Here is a 14,170-nt window from a genome sequence, read left to right as displayed (position 1 = left end):
GCAGGCTACACTTGGATGTATGAGTCTTAGTGGTGTTCATCCAATGAAACAGTTAGCTCTGGCCTTGCTGCTGTGCTCAAGTTTTTCTCTGAATGGGGCAGAATCAATCAAAACCCTGCGGGCCGCCATTGGTGACTACCCTCCCTATACTCAATGCGAGTCAGATGAACTAAACCTTCCAGCTAATCTTGCGACTGAAATAGTAGGTGTAGCCTTAAAAAGCCAGGGCGTTGAGTTAGAGATAAGCTGCTACCCCTGGGCCAGAGTAGAGCGGCTGGTTGAGACCGGGGTTATTGATATTAGCTTCCCCTATGTCCACAGTGATGAAAGAGCAAAGAGACTGGCGTTTATCCCCATGCCGGTTCAAACCGATACCGTGCTGTTTTATCGAAAAAACATGGAGGCGGTACCCGTAACCTTTGAAAGTCTGAGTCGCTATCGGTTGGGGGGAACCTTGGGCTACCATTATGGTGCCTTGTTTGATGCCCTTGATGCGGCAAATAAAGTGGGGTGGGTTCCAACGGATAAGCAAAACTTCAAAAAGCTGCTGCGGGGGCGGATCGATTTCTTCCCCCTGTCATTCCATGTTGGCTACTATGTTTTAAGCCAGTTCCCAGCCTATCAAAGAGCGACCATCACCAACCTGCCGACCCCGATCATGGTGAAAAAATTTAATGTCATAGTTGCGAAGGACTCCCCCAAGCTCCCGGCTATCCGGAAGCTTATAGAAAAAGGCTTTGAAACTATTCGCTCAAGTGGCGAGCTTTCCCGAATCCAGGATAACTATCTGGCCCCCGGATCATAAAGCTCTGTTTCCCCTGAGAGCTCAGTTATGCTCCTCTCTGAGCAGCATACGGTATTGGTTGGGCGGCATCCCCAGGTAGCGTTGAAAGGTTTGATAGAAGCGGCTGCTGGAGTTAAATCCAACGGTGAGTGCTATATCCATGATGCCTCTTTCAGTATCACTGAGCAGGGCCCGGGCGTGATTGATCCGCATGCTGGTGATGTACTGCTTGATCGTCATCTGCATCACCTTGCGAAAGATACCCATGGCGTAATTGGCATGCAGACCCACATGCTCAGCGATCTGGGTCATGGTCAATGGGGTATCGTGATGAGCCGCGATGAACTCCAGCATCTGTCCGACATAAAATTGTGAATGCCTGGACGCACCCTGCTTGATTGGCTTGTCACTTCCTCCTCCGAGCATTTGAGACCAGCCATCAAGGCAGACTCTCTTGAGCATCAAACTGATCTCATCCCGGGCGAGCAGGCGCCGACTCTCGCAGGGGTGCTGTAGCTCGAGTTTCCAGCGCTTCAGTTCAAACTCACTGACCAGATTTGCCGAGTTTGATTGCAGAACGGCACCATGGGTTATTTGATTCACCAGCTCGCGACTCAGGGGCCATCCCAAAAACTGGTGAACCGGGACATTGATGATTCCCATGTTGTGGCTGCAGCCCGGGTCTGTGAGGCGATGGGGTACACAGGCCCAGAAGAGACCAATGTGGCCTGCCCTGATGCTCACCCTGTTGCCATTGACTATATACTCAACGTCACCGCCGATGGGGAGGTTGATCTCAACCTGCCCGTGCCAGTGGTAAGCTGGCATCTCGTGAGGAGCCCTTAGCTCGATATCAATCTGCTCATGCGTGGAATAGAGAGAAAGAGGGCTGACTGAAATATTGGCTGCTGAATCATCCTGCGGTGGAGTCATCATCAGAGCATCATCTTGCTGTTTCATCTGGCCCCCTTTTGTTTGCCCCATCGAAAACACCTGCTTTTGGCCCACCAAACTATACCAGCAATCGGGGAGGAGTGTCCGTGAGCGGACCCGCAACCCAAGGTAGGCCCATCACCCCTGCCACGCCCCTTCAGAGGGGCGTGGCAGGGGTGGTTTGCTTAGCTGCTATGATTTTTGTTCAACCCAATCGGGCAGCCAGCCCTCATGGGCCGAGATCAGCTCATCGACCAGCGCATAGATCTCCTCAATACCCAGTACCGCAGCCGTGTGAGGATCCAGCATGGCGGCATGATAGATACGCTCGCGGTTTTCGGTCAGGATCGCCTCCGTCAACAGGGTCTGGACGTTGATGTTGGTCTGCATCAGCGCCGCCAAGTGGCTGGGCAGCTTGCCAACTTGGGTTGGCTGAATACCGTTGGCATCGACCAGGCAGGGGACCTCGACACAACAACCCTGAGGTAGGTTATCGATGAGTCCCTGGTTTTTTACGTTACCGTAAATAACGCTTGGGGTGTTGGTCCAGATCGAATTCATTATGGTGCTGGCGTATTCTTGGGACTCTTTTACCTCGATACGTTCGGCGTCCCTGAACTCCTCTAAGTCTTTTTTCCAGTTCGCGATCTGCTCGACGCAGCGTTTAGGATATTCATCCAGTGGCACCCTGTATCTTTCGATCAAATCCGGGCGGTTGGGCTTGATGAAATAGGGGGTGTACTCGGCAAAGTGCTCCGAAGATTCGGTCACGAAATACCCCAGCTTTTTGAACATCTCATAGCGCACCAGGTTTTCACAGCGAGGGTTGCCGTGGATACCGGGTTTGGGAGCCAGGCCCTTGTCAAAGGCTGCCCAAAGATCCGGATAGATATCTACATACTCCCCCTGCTGGTTTCTCTTTTCCAGGGTCAGGTAGTAGGCCATATGATTGATTCCGGCACAGGTATAGCGGAGATCTGCCGGATTCAGGTCCAGATCCCGGGCCAGCTCTTCCGCGGTCCCTTGTACCGAGTGGCACAGGCCAACCTGTTTGATCTGAGGATACTTTTCATACATGGCCCAGGTGTTCATCGCCATCGGGTTGACGTAGTTGAGCATGGTGGCGTTGGGGCATACCTGGCTCATATCTTCGCAGATCTGCCAGAGGTGGGGGATGGTGCGTAGTGAGCGCATGATCCCTCCCGGCCCCAGGGTATCGGCGATAGTCTGCTCCAGGCCATGCCTCTTACAGACCTCGAAGTCGGTCAGGGTGCAGGGCTCATAACCGCCGATCTGAAAGGCGACCACCACAAAGTCTGCACCACGCAACGCCTCTTGCTGATCCAGATGACAGCTGATGCGGCCGGTTGCACCACAGGATTCCATCAACTTGCTCACTACGATCTGGGACTCCTCAAGGCGTACCTCATCGATATCCATCAGGGCGATATTCGCGTCTTTGAGAGCGGGTTTATGGAAAACATCACCGAGGATATTTTTCACGAAGATGGTTGAGCCGGCACCGATAAAGGTAATTTGGGGTGTTTTCATGCTATCTGGATCCTAAGGCTGAAGTAGACAATAACAACACTACACCTCTTGGTTGGCTTTCATCTTCACACTTAACTCAACCTGATTCCCATTTTCTAAGATTTAGGTATTCCTGGATGAAAATCTTAGAAAATGGGAGAAGATATCTAAATTTCGCTTTCTGCTGTCCGATAACTCTCTCCCTGAACTGCCAGTTGGATGAAAAAGAAAAGTGTTTTAGGGGGCGGGTTAATGTGGTTGCCTAAAGGAGGGATTGAACCCAAGATTAGGAGTAGAGCCCTGTATCAGGGAGTGGAGCAGGGAAGTCCCATGCTGAAGCTATTCTTTTGTGCCTTGTTATTGCTGGTGACCTTTGGGGCCTGGGCCAAACAGGAGTTGACCCTGGCTGCTGTGCCTTACCTGGTTTCCAAAATTTCTGCAGAGGTTCTCAGGGAGGCTTACGCCCCCTTGGGAATAGAGGTTCGATTACAAATCTTGCCTCCGCCTAAGACCTTGGCCATGGCGAACTCAGGGGTGGTGGATGGTGAGCTGAATCGCATCCAAGGGGTCGAGCAGCAGTATCCCAACCTGCTACGGGTACCGGTTGCTGTGAACTATATCGAGATGATGGTCGTTACCAACGGGATGCTATTTAAGGTTGATGGCTGGCAAAGTCTCAGAACTTACCGGATCGGCTATAAATCCGGTATTAAGCTTGCAGAGCAGGCAACCCGCGGGATGTATATAACCAGCTACTTGTCAGACAAAAAGCTGCTTCATGATCTAAAGAGCGGCAAGATCGATCTCATCCTTGTGGGGCGAATGGAGGCCCTGGATCACCTTGCCAGGCAGCCAGATTCAAATATCAAGATGCTTGAACCACCCCTGGTGAAAATGAAGCTTTACCATTACCTCAATCAGAAGCACAGAGCCTTGCTGCCGGAGATCACCAGGCAGCTGCAACAGATGCACGATAGCGGGCGTATCGAGGCGATTCGTCAGACAATTCTCAGGAAGAACTTCGGCTCATTGTTACCTCAGGGCCCAGGCTAATTTTTTAACACAACAAGTGTTGGGGGTTCATAGGGATCCAGTTTTGGCTTTGATTGTTGCGTTGGATAGGGGGAGTTCTCAACTCAGATCCATACTCCCCGGAGAGTGAAGCGGATTTTCCAGCTGTGGAGATTCATAGGGATTGGTTCCGTTTTCCGGCCGGGTCTTAAACAGCTTAAGGAACCACATATACTGCTTGAGATCCCGGCCCAGCATCTGCTCCAGGGTCTGGTTCATTGCCAGAGCGTCGAGATAATCGTTTCCCGATGGAAAGCCTTCAAATGGAGGAAGGATCCGGATCTCATACTTGCGTAACTCTTCGTTATAGCCACAAAATGCCGGAACCACGGGGCACTTGGTGAGCCTTGCAAGCTTGGATAAAGAGGTGAGAGTGGCCTTGGTGCTGTCAAAGAAGGGGACAAACTCCGAGACCTCTGCGCCTCTGTCCTGATCCGGCATGTAATAGAAGTTGTTGCCGGACTTGATGGAGCGGATCACATGTTTGATGCCGGTGTTTCGCTCAAACACACTGCCACCAAAGCGTACCCGCTGGCGGTTGAGATACCAGTCATAGACAGGGTTGTGAGCCGCATGCACCATGGTGCAGCATGGCATGCCGTTCAGAGAAAACCAGAGACCGGCATCCACCACCCAGGTATGTGGGGTCATGATGATCACCGGCTGTTTGCTCTCAGCAAAAGGCTGTAGATGTTCCGTACCCTTCACCACGAATCTGGAGGCAAGGTACTTTTTAGAGCGAAAGGATAGCTCACCCAGATTAAGCATTCCCTTGATGCCCACCCGGACACAATCCTGTACCAGGGCATCGATCTCAGAATCACTCTTGTTAGAAAAGCAGTACTTGAGGTTTTGTTTCGCGATACGGACCTGCTTTTTGGCAAGTTTAACCACCAGGGGGGCCAGCAGCTGTGCCAGAAACTCCCGAACAGGAACCGGCAGCAGTGATAGAATAAATAACAACATAATGCCTAACCAGGCTCCCAGGTTTCTTGGGTGGAGATAGGCGATTTTAAATTTGCTATCAAAGCTGTGATCATGATTTGGCATGGGGTACCTAAAGATATTGCAGTCTGGGCTAAGGTCAAAATTTACAAAGAGAGAACCTGATGAGATATTCAAATGAGGTTTTTCATCTCAGTCATCTGAGTGTTGCTGCAAACCGTTGCAGCCGGAATCCCTGTCATCACACCGCTTTTTTATCTTGCATCTCAGACAGGTTCAGGCTCTGTTATGTCAACAGAGCCTGAATTGATTAATCTCAAATACTTACCGGCATCTCTTTAAATAGGCAGGCTGATTATCATCCAACGCAAGCTTATTAAGGGAGGGAAAAATCCGAGAAAAAGCATGGAAAGCGGAGGATAAAAATCGATATTGATTTTGCTTTGGTGAAATGGGCCTGGCAGAAGGAGCCAAAGAACCTGGGAGTGGTTCAGCAATGAGTAGGCTGGTTCAATGCAATATGGTGACGTTTTAATCGGTGGGTTCGAGCACTATCTAAGTTATGTCCTATGAGTGATTTCAATAAGCAAACCATCTGGCAACTGGCAGATGAGCTATTTTTTGATGGTTCCAGGAGTATCCTTTTTATACCGGCCGGTGAAGAGGCTGAGCTGAGTTATAAAGAGGGCCGCCTGATACAGTGTCTGATTGATCAGGCTGGTCATCCCGTAACCAAGGCGCAGATTATTGAGCATGTGTGGTCGGGGGTGGTGGTGACGGATGCATCCCTGACTAAAATCATCGCAAGTGTCAGAAACAAGATCAAATTACTGGCTCCGGAGGCTGAGGTCATCATCAGTGTCCCAAGAGTGGGTTACCGGATTCAGGCCTCAAAAATCATTCAGGAGGATGAGCAAGCCCGGGAGATCTCAGCTGAGCCACCTTTGTCTCCCGGGCTGGTTAATCATTGGCGTAGGAGATTTAACCTGCTTTGCCTTGTTATCAGTGTGACTTTGCTTGCTCTGGCCGGACACGCCTTATACTGGGGAGCTATCCATCGATTAAAGCCAGTGGGTCTTGTGGATTCAGCCTATCAGCAGCGAGAGTTGGAGCATGCAGGAAAAAAAGTTGTGCTTTTCTATAAAAAGAGCACCCGGCTAACCCCGCCGATGATCCGTGAGCTGCAAAATATCGACTCTGATGCGATTGTTGTGATCTCCTCATTAAAGAATGAATACCTGTTGGATGTATCCTCCCTGTCGACAGGAAAGACCCGCCACCTCAGGTTCGATAAAGGTGACTCGGATATCAATTTAGCTGAGCGCAAAGAGGTGGGAAGATGAGATCTGAAAGTAAATTGAGCAAGTTATTGAGTGTGCACCCGGCCTGGTTGCTGCTTGTGCTGATGCTAAGCCTTGGAATATATCTTGTCTGCCGTGGTTACGCGCGGGACGGGATTGTGATGCAGGGGCGCTACATCTCTAACATGGAGCTTCTTCATCAAGATGACAGGGTTACCCGGGTTGTGGATATTCAGACGAACCAAGGCGCGGTTAATGGACACATCTACCTTAAAGAGCCTGGAATGAATGACTTTGCATCTTTCAGCGTGCAGGGAAAGCTTTCCGTCGATAGTGAAATATCGATACGCCATCTTCAAACCCGGCAGTTAACAGCCAGTGTGATTAATAATATTCACCAGGCTAAGCATTACATGAACCTGCTGTCGATGGTTAACAATGAGTCTGCATTGGATCTGAAGCCCATCTATCTCAGCCGGGAGTTGATGATTGCAAAATATCCCGGGACTCATTTTTTTGAGATCTTATATCGGGCCAAACCTAACGGAGAGATTCAGTCTTCCTCTGTTGCCTCTGCTCTGTCCTCCACAAGCTGAATCCGGCGATGACATTAGTTTAAACGAAGAGCCTCCCGGATTTGGCTAACAGATAGATGAGAGGCATTTATACTTAACAGCAGGGTTAATAGACGGGATATGCAAGGTGCAACGTTTAACTCTGTTGCTACTGGTGGGAGCCCTATTTCTGCCTGGAGCGAGTATCTCCGGACCCCGGGAAAAACCTATAATCCAGTGGGTGGATATCATATTGCCACCCTTTCATCATATTGAATCTGGCCCCTGGCAGGGGCAGGGGATCACCGATAATATTATTGCCCTGATGAAGCACAAGCTTCCCGAATTTCAGCAGCAGCATGAGATCTTAAGTGGAGAGCTCGCGATTCGCTGGTTAAAGCAAAAGCCAAATGTCTGTGTTGCTGCATTTAAGAAAACAGCAGACCGCCAGAGCTATCTCTATTTCTCTCTACCCAGCGTGTTTGTGCCGCCCAATGGTATTTGGGTTCGGCGCCAAGAGGTGAGCCAGTTTGGTGAGTCGCCGGTAAGTTTGGGAAAACTGATTGAGCAGGGTGAGCTCAGGCTTGGCTTTGATGAGACTCGCTCCTATGGCTCAGGAATCGATACTCTGCTCAGCAAGTACCAGAAGCAGGATAACCTCTACGGGATCTCAACTCTCAACTCCTCAGAGCGACTGCTCAAGATGATGAGTCGCAGGCGCATCGATTATGCCCTGGGGTATCCTCTGGAGCTTGGTTTTCTTTCTGAGTCGATGCAGATGCCCCAGGCGTTTCGCTTCCTGCCTCTCAGGGAGACCGGGAACTACTCTTTTTCTCACATCGCCTGCTCACGAACCCCGCAAGGGAAGAGAATTATAGCGGCCATCAATCGGGTGCTACTCAGTGAGCGGCCGACGGCACATTATCGAAGCTTTACCGAGCGCTGGCTGGACGTAGCTATTCTCCCTGAGTACTGGTCAGACTACAGAACAGAGTTTGCAAACGCCCCCTGAAGCGGGTTGACGGAACTAAGTCGGTTTGCCTTTGTGATAAATGGTTGTCAGCCTCCTGTCTAAGGGAGGGAATGCTGTAGCTCCCTGAGTTTTTGGATATGCAGGGGAGAGATCCCACAGCAGCCCCCGATAATGCTGGCCCCTGCCTTGACCCATGAGCGGGCAAACTCAAGATAAGCCTCGGGTGTGAGATCTTCTCTCAGGGGAGTGAGCTCCTGATTTGCCTGATGTTGCTCGGTGATCGGGGTGAAGCTGTTTGCATAGGTGCCAAGCCGAACCGGTGAATCCTCTCCCAGAGCCTGACTGGCAATATGCAGGGCATCCTCCATCACCTCGGCCGCCGAGCAGTTAAAGAGCAAGGCATCAAGAGAGTTTTCATTGAGCTTAGCGACCACCTGAGCTAGTGGTTCGTTGGATCTTAGCTTGCCGGGAGAGAGAGGATCATCACTGAGAGTCAAAGATATCCACAGCGGCCTGGGGTCATCGGCTAACAGTCGCTGGATCAGCCGAGCCTCTTCAAGGCTGGATTGAGTTTCAGCCAGCCAGATATCCACATGGGGCGACAGGGCGCGGATAAGTTTCGATAGCAGGGGAGTGGCTTGCTGTGGATTGAAGAGATCCGGCCGATAGGAACCAAGCACGGGGGCAGAGAGCCTGCCACCCGGACATTGGCTGCCTCATCTGCTGCCTTGCGGGCAAGTTCTCCGGCAAGGGACGCCAGTTCAAATCCGCGTTGCTGCCAGCAGCTATCTCCAATATGAAAGGGGCAAACCGCGTAACTGTTGGTGGTGATCACCTCGGCTCCGGCTTCAATAAAACGCTGATGGGCAAGGCTTACGCTCTGAGGCGATTGCATCAGAGCCAGGGCTGACCACTCGGGTTGACCAAACGGGGCTCCCATCGCTTTAAGCTCCCGACCCATACCTCCATCAAGCAGGGTGATTTCAGCTGTATCCATAGTGCTGACTCTTCATCTTTCAGGCTCTGTCAGACATCTTTGCCTAAAAGAGGATAGGCGCCAAGACAATTTACAGCCGATATATGGCTCATTCCGGGCCTGGCAGAAAGATCGTCAATGATCCATTAAGTTAATCCAGGCTCCGAATCTTCTGCTGCAGGCGAATGATGGCGGACTGGTGGCGGTTGATGGCACTAAGATCCTTTTCAAGCCTGGCCTGTTTTAACTTCATCTGGTGTTGCGCCAGAGATTTTTGAGCCCGTGCAATCTTGATGAGGCAGGGGCTATTGCCACATTGAGCGGTGAGATGCTTGTTACATCGGTTACACAGGGGGCTCATCTGCTTGTTCCTCTCTCTACCCGTCCCTCCACTGGTCTCCTGACTCATTGTATTAACAAGGGTGCAGGGCGTCTTCGAGCAAAATCTCAGATTTAAGTTTTGAAAAGGCATAGTTGGTGAGGCTGGTGTCGATGGGGGCTGATAGAGTCTTGAGTGACTTTGGTTGAGGTCACCATGCTGTTAATTGATTGATTTTAATGGTGTAAATCCAGGGCGTGTTATTTACCCACAACAGCTCTAAGTTCGCCATAATTAGAGATAGGTGGAATATGAATGCATCAGGCAGGGAGCCGGTATGCTGAAGATTTTGACCTGGATGGTTTTGATTGCGTTTTTACCTCTGAAATTAACAGCCAAAGAGCTCAGCTTTGCAACTCAGCAATTTGCTCCATTTAGCTTTGAGATTGGTGGCGAGATCCATGGCCCCATGCCTGAGATTGTTCGCTCTGCCTGTGAACTCTCAAAAATCAGTTGTGATCTCAAGCTGCTGCCATGGCCACGCGCTCAAAAGTATGTTTATTTTGGGGTGATCAATGGCATGTTCCCGATTGGGTGGACAGAGAAAAGGGCGGCCAGGCTTTACTTTTCTGAGCCCATATTAAGCACCGAGTATGGCTTGTTTGTGAAAGAAGACAGCAAGCTGGTGATGACAGAGAAAACTGATCTTAGCGGGTTAACCATAGGTGCCTATGGCCCATCAAACACCTCCAGATCCTTAATCAAGCTAACCAAGGACATGAAAAACGTAAAGCTGGATATCACTCCCCATGATGAGTTTCCATTTAAAAAGTTAGCGGTTGGCCGGGTGGATGCAGTGTATTCCAATAAGAATGTTGGCGAGGCGCTGATCGCCAAGCTGGGGCTAAACAATATCAAGTATGCCGGAAGGCACAGGACCCTTGATTACTATATCGGGATATCTAAGAAGCATACAGACGAGAATCTGGCCCGGGAGTTTTTTGCAACCATAGTCCTGATGAAGGAGAAGGGGGTGATCCGAAATATCTTATCCGGATACACCATGGATGAAGCCCTGGCGAAATAGTTCGCCGTGAATCTTGGCTGGATAGATGGATTAAAGAACAAGAAATGGAGTAAAGACAATGGATTGTAAAAGGATTGCCCTCTGTTTATCTGTCTCTTTAGCATCATTTTCTGTCTGGAGTGACAAGCTGAGCTTTGTAACCCAGAATTTTGCGCCCTTTAGCTATGAGATCGGGGATAAACCAGCAGGACCGGCTGTGGATATAGTCAATGCGGCCTGCATGAAGGCCGATATAAAGTGCGAGATCTACGTCATGGACTGGCCCAAGGCTCAAAGCCGGGTTTATTCAGGCCTGAGTGATGGTTTATTTTTGATTGGTAAAAACAAGCTCAGGGAAAAGCTCCTGTATATCTCACAACCAATCATCAAAACCGAGTATGGTTTTTTTGTGAAAAAATCCAGCAGCTTTAACTATACAAACGACACAGATATGAGTGGCCTCAGGGTCGGGGTTTATGGCCCATCCAACACATCCCTCTCTTTGGAGCGATTGAATAAAGAGAACAAATTTAAGGTTGAGGTGTATCCCCATGATGAATTTGCTTTTTTAAGACTGGCGGCAGGTAAACTAGATGCCGTCTACTCCAACCGGGATGTTGGCTATGCATTAATTTCAAAAATGGCGATCTCAAACATAAGATATGCCGGCTCACAGCGCAGCCTTTTTTACCATATCGGCTTATCCAGGGAGTTTGTAGATGAGAAGGTCGCAGCCCAATATATGCAAGCTGTTTCTGACATCAAGAGCTCCGGAAAAATTAGCAGAATACTCTCAAAGTACACCATGGAAGGGGTGGAGTCACAGAGCAAGGCGCAGTGACTGATGGTGGCTCAGTCTTTTGCTGCGATGGGTTCAGGAGCATAGGGGTTAAAAGTATGAGCAGTTGTTGTCGTTTTTTGTGCTTCATCTGTTTAGGCCTGAGCTATTGTTCATATTCGGCAGGCTTGGATAAGTTGGAGTATCTTTCAGAGAACTATGCGCCCTTTAACTATACCGACCCTAATGATGGAGAGGTGAAAGGCTATGCGGTCGAGCTGCTGAACAGGGTCTGGCAGCAGTTAGAAATAAAGCCCAACCCTATCAAGATCTATCCCTGGGCCCGGGGATTCTCTCTGACCATTCATAAGAACAACACTGTCCTGTTTTCAACCACCCGTATCCCATCCCGTGAAGTTCACTTCAAATGGGCCTGCCCTATCTATGAGATGAATGTGATTTTTCTGGGCAAGAAAGGGGATGGGATCAAGCTTAATTCGGTACAGGATGCAGCTAAATACAGGTTTGCAGCGGTACGCAGCGCACTGGGTGAGCAAACCCTGCTGGATCACGATGTCCCGGTCGAAAATATCTTTCCGGCAAAATCCTATCACAAGTCGGTCATGATGTTGGTGCGAGGCCGGGTGGAGCTGGTGGCCGAGGATGAGCTGACAGCACTGAAAATCCTCAAACAAACGGGGCAGAATATTGAAGATTATGAGGTCAAGCTCCGCCTGAGCTCAGGCGATCTTTGCTATGCCTTTAACCTGCAGGTCTCTGATGAAGTTGTCGGGAGGTTCCAGGAGGCTTTGAATGAGGTCAACCGGGACAAGGCCTGGCTAAAAAACCTTGAGCAAAAATATCAGTTGCAGCAATTTGATTAGCACGCAAACAGACTATCAGTGTGCATATCTATAGGAAATTGATCTACATCACGAATGTGACTCCCTTGCATTCCATTTTGCTGGGTTTTTTGTCAGTTATCGATTGACCCTCTATCACCTAGTTGTTTAGTATGCAAAAAAACTTTTTGACAGGATGCTGTTTTGTCTGCATGGAACCGATGCTCCCGGGTGTTACGCCTATCCCTGGGAAATGCCCTGGAGTGGTACGATTTTTGTCTTTACGGTTATTTTGCCTCGACCATAGCAGTGGTCTTCTTTGAGCGCTCCGATCCCACAACCGGCTTGATCTATGCCTTTGGCACCTTTGCCATCGGTTCATTAGCCCGGCCGCTCGGCGGGATCGTGTTTGGTTATCTCGGGGATCGGATTGGCCGTTATTTTGCGATGAACCTTGCGATTGCCCTGATGGGAATTTCCTCAATTTTGGCCGCGTTTCTTCCCGGATATCAGACCATAGGTGTCATGGCTCCATTGTTGCTGGTGGTGCTTAGGATCCTTCAGGGGATCTCAGCCGGGGGACAGTTTGGTAATCTTATTGTGATTACCGCCGAAGATCGGGCCCTGACCCGGACCGGTTTCTATATGGGGATCACCTTTGCGGTTTCTATCCTGGGCTTCCTGCTGGCATCCGTGGTCAGTTACCTGACCCTATCTCTGAGTCCGGAGAGCTGGAAGGGCTTTATCTGGCGTTTACCATTTTTACTCGGTGGTGTGTTGCTGTTGCTACAACGCTGGAGCATTCGTTCACTGCAACAGGAGGCTGAGCCCCCTGCAAAGTCACAAAAAACACCTCTGAAGGAACTCTTGTCGCAATATAAGAGCTCCCTGGCTCTGGTTGTGTTACTGAGCTTCTCCTGTGGCTCCATCTACTATCTGGTGTTTACCTATTTAGTGAACTATATGGTGCAGTACAGTGGGGTGACCCTGGTGGAGGCCCTGGAGTTGAACTCATGGTCACTGCTTGGTGCCTGCATTCTCATCCCTCTATTTGGCTGGGCATCGGATCTGTGGGGGCGGCGCAAGGTGCTGGTGCTCGGAGTGTTGTTTGGGATGCTGGTGTTAAGTCCGGCGATGCAACTACTTCATGATGCAACGCCTGGCTCTCTGCTGTTGGCGCTTAGCCTGTTCTGTTTGATGATCTCCTGGATTCAGGGAGCAGTGCCCCCCTTCTTTGGTGAGCTGTTTCCCCCTGAAATCCGGGCCAGTGGTTGCTGTAGTGCCTTTGGAATCGGATCGGCCTTGTCCGGGATCAGCCCTTTCCTGGCGGCTGAATTCGCAAGCCGCGGAACCATGAGCATCGAGAGCCTATTCTGGCTGATGCTTGTTTGCGCCCTGGCGACCGCTTTTTGTTTGCCGGGCCGGCGTTACGCAACCCATCAGGGCGCGGCTTTGGCTGCCGAGCATTAAGTTCAGCCTGCATTGTGAGATGCAGGCTTAGAAAAACTGCTCTCAGGAGTGCTTTATTTGCTGGCGTATTACGTCGGGGGTTGGGTAGAATTGGGTACCAATTTTAAGTGAGTCAATGGTGATCATGAATCAGCAGGTAGAAAGCTGCGATCAGGTGTTGCGTCTTCTCAGACGGATTATCCGCTCGATCGATCAGCACTCCAGGCAGTTGACAATGCGATATGGCTTGACCATACCCCAGATGCTGGTGATAAAAGAGATCTGTCACAATCAGGGGCTCACTCTCAGTGAGATATCCCGTGCGATCAACCTGAGCCCGGCGACAGTAAAACCGATTATCGATAAGCTGGAGAGTCGGGGGTATGTGGTCCGCGAGCGTAGCTGCCAGGATCGCCGTAAGTTGATGCTGGTGGCGACCGATAAGAGTTTGCAGTTTTTTGAAGAGTCCCCGTCACTGATGCAGGAAAACTTTGTCGAAGAGTTTTCTAAGCTTCAGGATTGGGAGGCTTCAATGATTTTGAGTACGCTACAGAGAGTAGCTTCCATGATGGATGCAGAGAAGTTCGATGCTGCACCACTGCTAACCGGACAGAGCCTGCTTCCTTAGGCTCTGTCCATCTCTACCATC

14 protein-coding genes and 1 pseudogene are annotated in these 14,170 nt (G+C 50.2%); 10 read left to right on the top strand and 5 right to left on the bottom strand.

What is annotated here, in order from left to right; all coding sequences use genetic code 11:
* The first annotated feature begins 43 nt into the window (after nucleotides 1-43).
* Entirely contained in the window at nucleotides 44-805 is a 762-nt protein-coding gene (locus DB847_RS23240) for a substrate-binding periplasmic protein (protein ID WP_159084821.1), read from the top strand.
* 21 nt (nucleotides 806-826) lie between these two features.
* Here the strand turns inward: DB847_RS23240 and melR are convergent, their stop codons facing one another.
* Both melR and melA read right to left on the bottom strand, forming a co-directional pair.
* Nucleotides 827-1,744 carry a transcriptional regulator MelR gene (melR, locus tag DB847_RS23235; protein ID WP_108653079.1) on the bottom strand — a complete coding sequence of 306 codons (918 nt, stop codon included), beginning with the start codon at nucleotides 1,742-1,744 and terminating at the stop codon, nucleotides 827-829.
* Nucleotides 1,745-1,909: 165 nt separating this feature from the next.
* Nucleotides 1,910-3,268: an alpha-glucosidase/alpha-galactosidase gene (gene melA, locus DB847_RS23230; RefSeq protein ID WP_108652798.1), complete on the bottom strand. Its 1,359-nt coding sequence runs from the start codon at nucleotides 3,266-3,268 to the stop codon at nucleotides 1,910-1,912.
* Between the two features lie 231 nt (nucleotides 3,269-3,499).
* On the opposite strand from melA, the gene DB847_RS23225 reads away from it, so the two are divergent.
* Nucleotides 3,500-4,300, top strand: a complete 801-nt coding sequence (locus tag DB847_RS23225; protein ID WP_159084820.1) for a substrate-binding periplasmic protein — start codon at nucleotides 3,500-3,502, stop codon at nucleotides 4,298-4,300.
* A gap of 78 nt (nucleotides 4,301-4,378) precedes the next feature.
* Here the strand turns inward: DB847_RS23225 and DB847_RS23220 are convergent, their stop codons facing one another.
* Nucleotides 4,379-5,368 (bottom strand): lipid A biosynthesis (KDO)2-(lauroyl)-lipid IVA acyltransferase, encoded by a 990-nt coding sequence (locus DB847_RS23220; protein ID WP_108652796.1) that lies wholly within the window; start codon nucleotides 5,366-5,368, stop codon nucleotides 4,379-4,381.
* Nucleotides 5,369-5,832: 464 nt separating this feature from the next.
* On the opposite strand from DB847_RS23220, the gene DB847_RS23215 reads away from it, so the two are divergent.
* From DB847_RS23215 to DB847_RS23205, 3 genes are all read left to right on the top strand, one after another.
* Nucleotides 5,833-6,606 (top strand): winged helix-turn-helix domain-containing protein, encoded by a 774-nt coding sequence (locus DB847_RS23215; RefSeq protein ID WP_108652795.1) that lies wholly within the window; start codon nucleotides 5,833-5,835, stop codon nucleotides 6,604-6,606.
* The gene (locus tag DB847_RS23210; RefSeq protein WP_108652794.1) at nucleotides 6,603-7,160 is read left to right on the top strand and encodes a hypothetical protein; all 558 of its coding nucleotides are present in this window, start codon (nucleotides 6,603-6,605) and stop codon (nucleotides 7,158-7,160) included. The genes DB847_RS23215 and DB847_RS23210 overlap by 4 nt, the downstream gene beginning before the upstream one ends.
* Before the next feature lie 106 nt (nucleotides 7,161-7,266).
* Nucleotides 7,267-8,130 carry a TIGR02285 family protein gene (locus DB847_RS23205; RefSeq protein WP_159084819.1) on the top strand — a complete coding sequence of 288 codons (864 nt, stop codon included), beginning with the start codon at nucleotides 7,267-7,269 and terminating at the stop codon, nucleotides 8,128-8,130.
* 59 nt (nucleotides 8,131-8,189) lie between these two features.
* On the opposite strand, the pseudogene DB847_RS23200 reads toward DB847_RS23205, so the two are convergent.
* Both DB847_RS23200 and DB847_RS23195 read right to left on the bottom strand, forming a co-directional pair.
* Nucleotides 8,190-9,088, bottom strand: a pseudogene (locus DB847_RS23200) (homocysteine S-methyltransferase family protein).
* Between the two features lie 130 nt (nucleotides 9,089-9,218).
* Nucleotides 9,219-9,428 (bottom strand): hypothetical protein, encoded by a 210-nt coding sequence (locus DB847_RS23195; protein WP_108652792.1) that lies wholly within the window; start codon nucleotides 9,426-9,428, stop codon nucleotides 9,219-9,221.
* 295 nt (nucleotides 9,429-9,723) lie between these two features.
* Here DB847_RS23195 and DB847_RS23190 point away from each other — a divergent pair, with 295 nt between their 5' ends.
* The 5 genes from DB847_RS23190 (at nucleotide 9,724) to DB847_RS23170 (ending at nucleotide 14,149) form a co-directional block, all read left to right on the top strand.
* Complete coding sequence (locus DB847_RS23190) at nucleotides 9,724-10,473, top strand: substrate-binding periplasmic protein (protein ID WP_108652791.1); 750 nt, start codon at nucleotides 9,724-9,726, stop codon at nucleotides 10,471-10,473.
* A 58-nt stretch (nucleotides 10,474-10,531) separates the two neighbouring features.
* A complete protein-coding gene (locus DB847_RS23185) occupies nucleotides 10,532-11,293 on the top strand; it encodes a substrate-binding periplasmic protein (protein ID WP_108652790.1) in 762 nt (253 codons plus the stop codon).
* A 134-nt stretch (nucleotides 11,294-11,427) separates the two neighbouring features.
* On the top strand, nucleotides 11,428-12,114 hold the full coding sequence (locus DB847_RS23180; RefSeq protein ID WP_159084818.1) for a substrate-binding periplasmic protein: 687 nt from the start codon (nucleotides 11,428-11,430) through the stop codon (nucleotides 12,112-12,114).
* A 162-nt stretch (nucleotides 12,115-12,276) separates the two neighbouring features.
* Nucleotides 12,277-13,542: an MFS transporter gene (locus DB847_RS23175; RefSeq protein ID WP_108652788.1), complete on the top strand. Its 1,266-nt coding sequence runs from the start codon at nucleotides 12,277-12,279 to the stop codon at nucleotides 13,540-13,542.
* A 124-nt stretch (nucleotides 13,543-13,666) separates the two neighbouring features.
* Nucleotides 13,667-14,149 carry a MarR family winged helix-turn-helix transcriptional regulator gene (locus DB847_RS23170; protein WP_159084817.1) on the top strand — a complete coding sequence of 161 codons (483 nt, stop codon included), beginning with the start codon at nucleotides 13,667-13,669 and terminating at the stop codon, nucleotides 14,147-14,149.
* Nucleotides 14,150-14,170 lie beyond the last annotated feature (21 nt).

The organism is Dongshaea marina (assembly GCF_003072645.1).
GTDB classification, from domain to species: Bacteria; Pseudomonadota; Gammaproteobacteria; order Enterobacterales; family Aeromonadaceae; genus Dongshaea; species Dongshaea marina.
This window is presented reverse-complemented; position numbering and strand designations above follow the sequence as displayed.

Excerpts from the sequence above, each read along its gene's own strand:
- DB847_RS23215 (WP_108652795.1), top strand. The coding sequence starts at position 5,833 with ATGAGTGATTTCAATAAGCAAACCATCTGGCAACTGGCAGATGAGCTA.
- DB847_RS23210 (WP_108652794.1), top strand. The coding sequence starts at position 6,603 with ATGAGATCTGAAAGTAAATTGAGCAAGTTATTGAGTGTGCACCCGGCC.
- melR (WP_108653079.1), bottom strand. The coding sequence starts at position 1,744 with ATGAAACAGCAAGATGATGCTCTGATGATGACTCCACCGCAGGATGAT.
- DB847_RS23195 (WP_108652792.1), bottom strand. The coding sequence starts at position 9,428 with ATGAGCCCCCTGTGTAACCGATGTAACAAGCATCTCACCGCTCAATGT.
- DB847_RS23170 (WP_159084817.1), top strand. The coding sequence starts at position 13,667 with ATGAATCAGCAGGTAGAAAGCTGCGATCAGGTGTTGCGTCTTCTCAGA.
- DB847_RS23190 (WP_108652791.1), top strand. The coding sequence starts at position 9,724 with ATGCTGAAGATTTTGACCTGGATGGTTTTGATTGCGTTTTTACCTCTG.
- DB847_RS23225 (WP_159084820.1), top strand. The coding sequence starts at position 3,500 with ATGTGGTTGCCTAAAGGAGGGATTGAACCCAAGATTAGGAGTAGAGCC.
- DB847_RS23240 (WP_159084821.1), top strand. The coding sequence starts at position 44 with ATGAAACAGTTAGCTCTGGCCTTGCTGCTGTGCTCAAGTTTTTCTCTG.
- DB847_RS23185 (WP_108652790.1), top strand. The coding sequence starts at position 10,532 with ATGGATTGTAAAAGGATTGCCCTCTGTTTATCTGTCTCTTTAGCATCA.
- melA (WP_108652798.1), bottom strand. The coding sequence starts at position 3,268 with ATGAAAACACCCCAAATTACCTTTATCGGTGCCGGCTCAACCATCTTC.
- DB847_RS23220 (WP_108652796.1), bottom strand. The coding sequence starts at position 5,368 with ATGCCAAATCATGATCACAGCTTTGATAGCAAATTTAAAATCGCCTAT.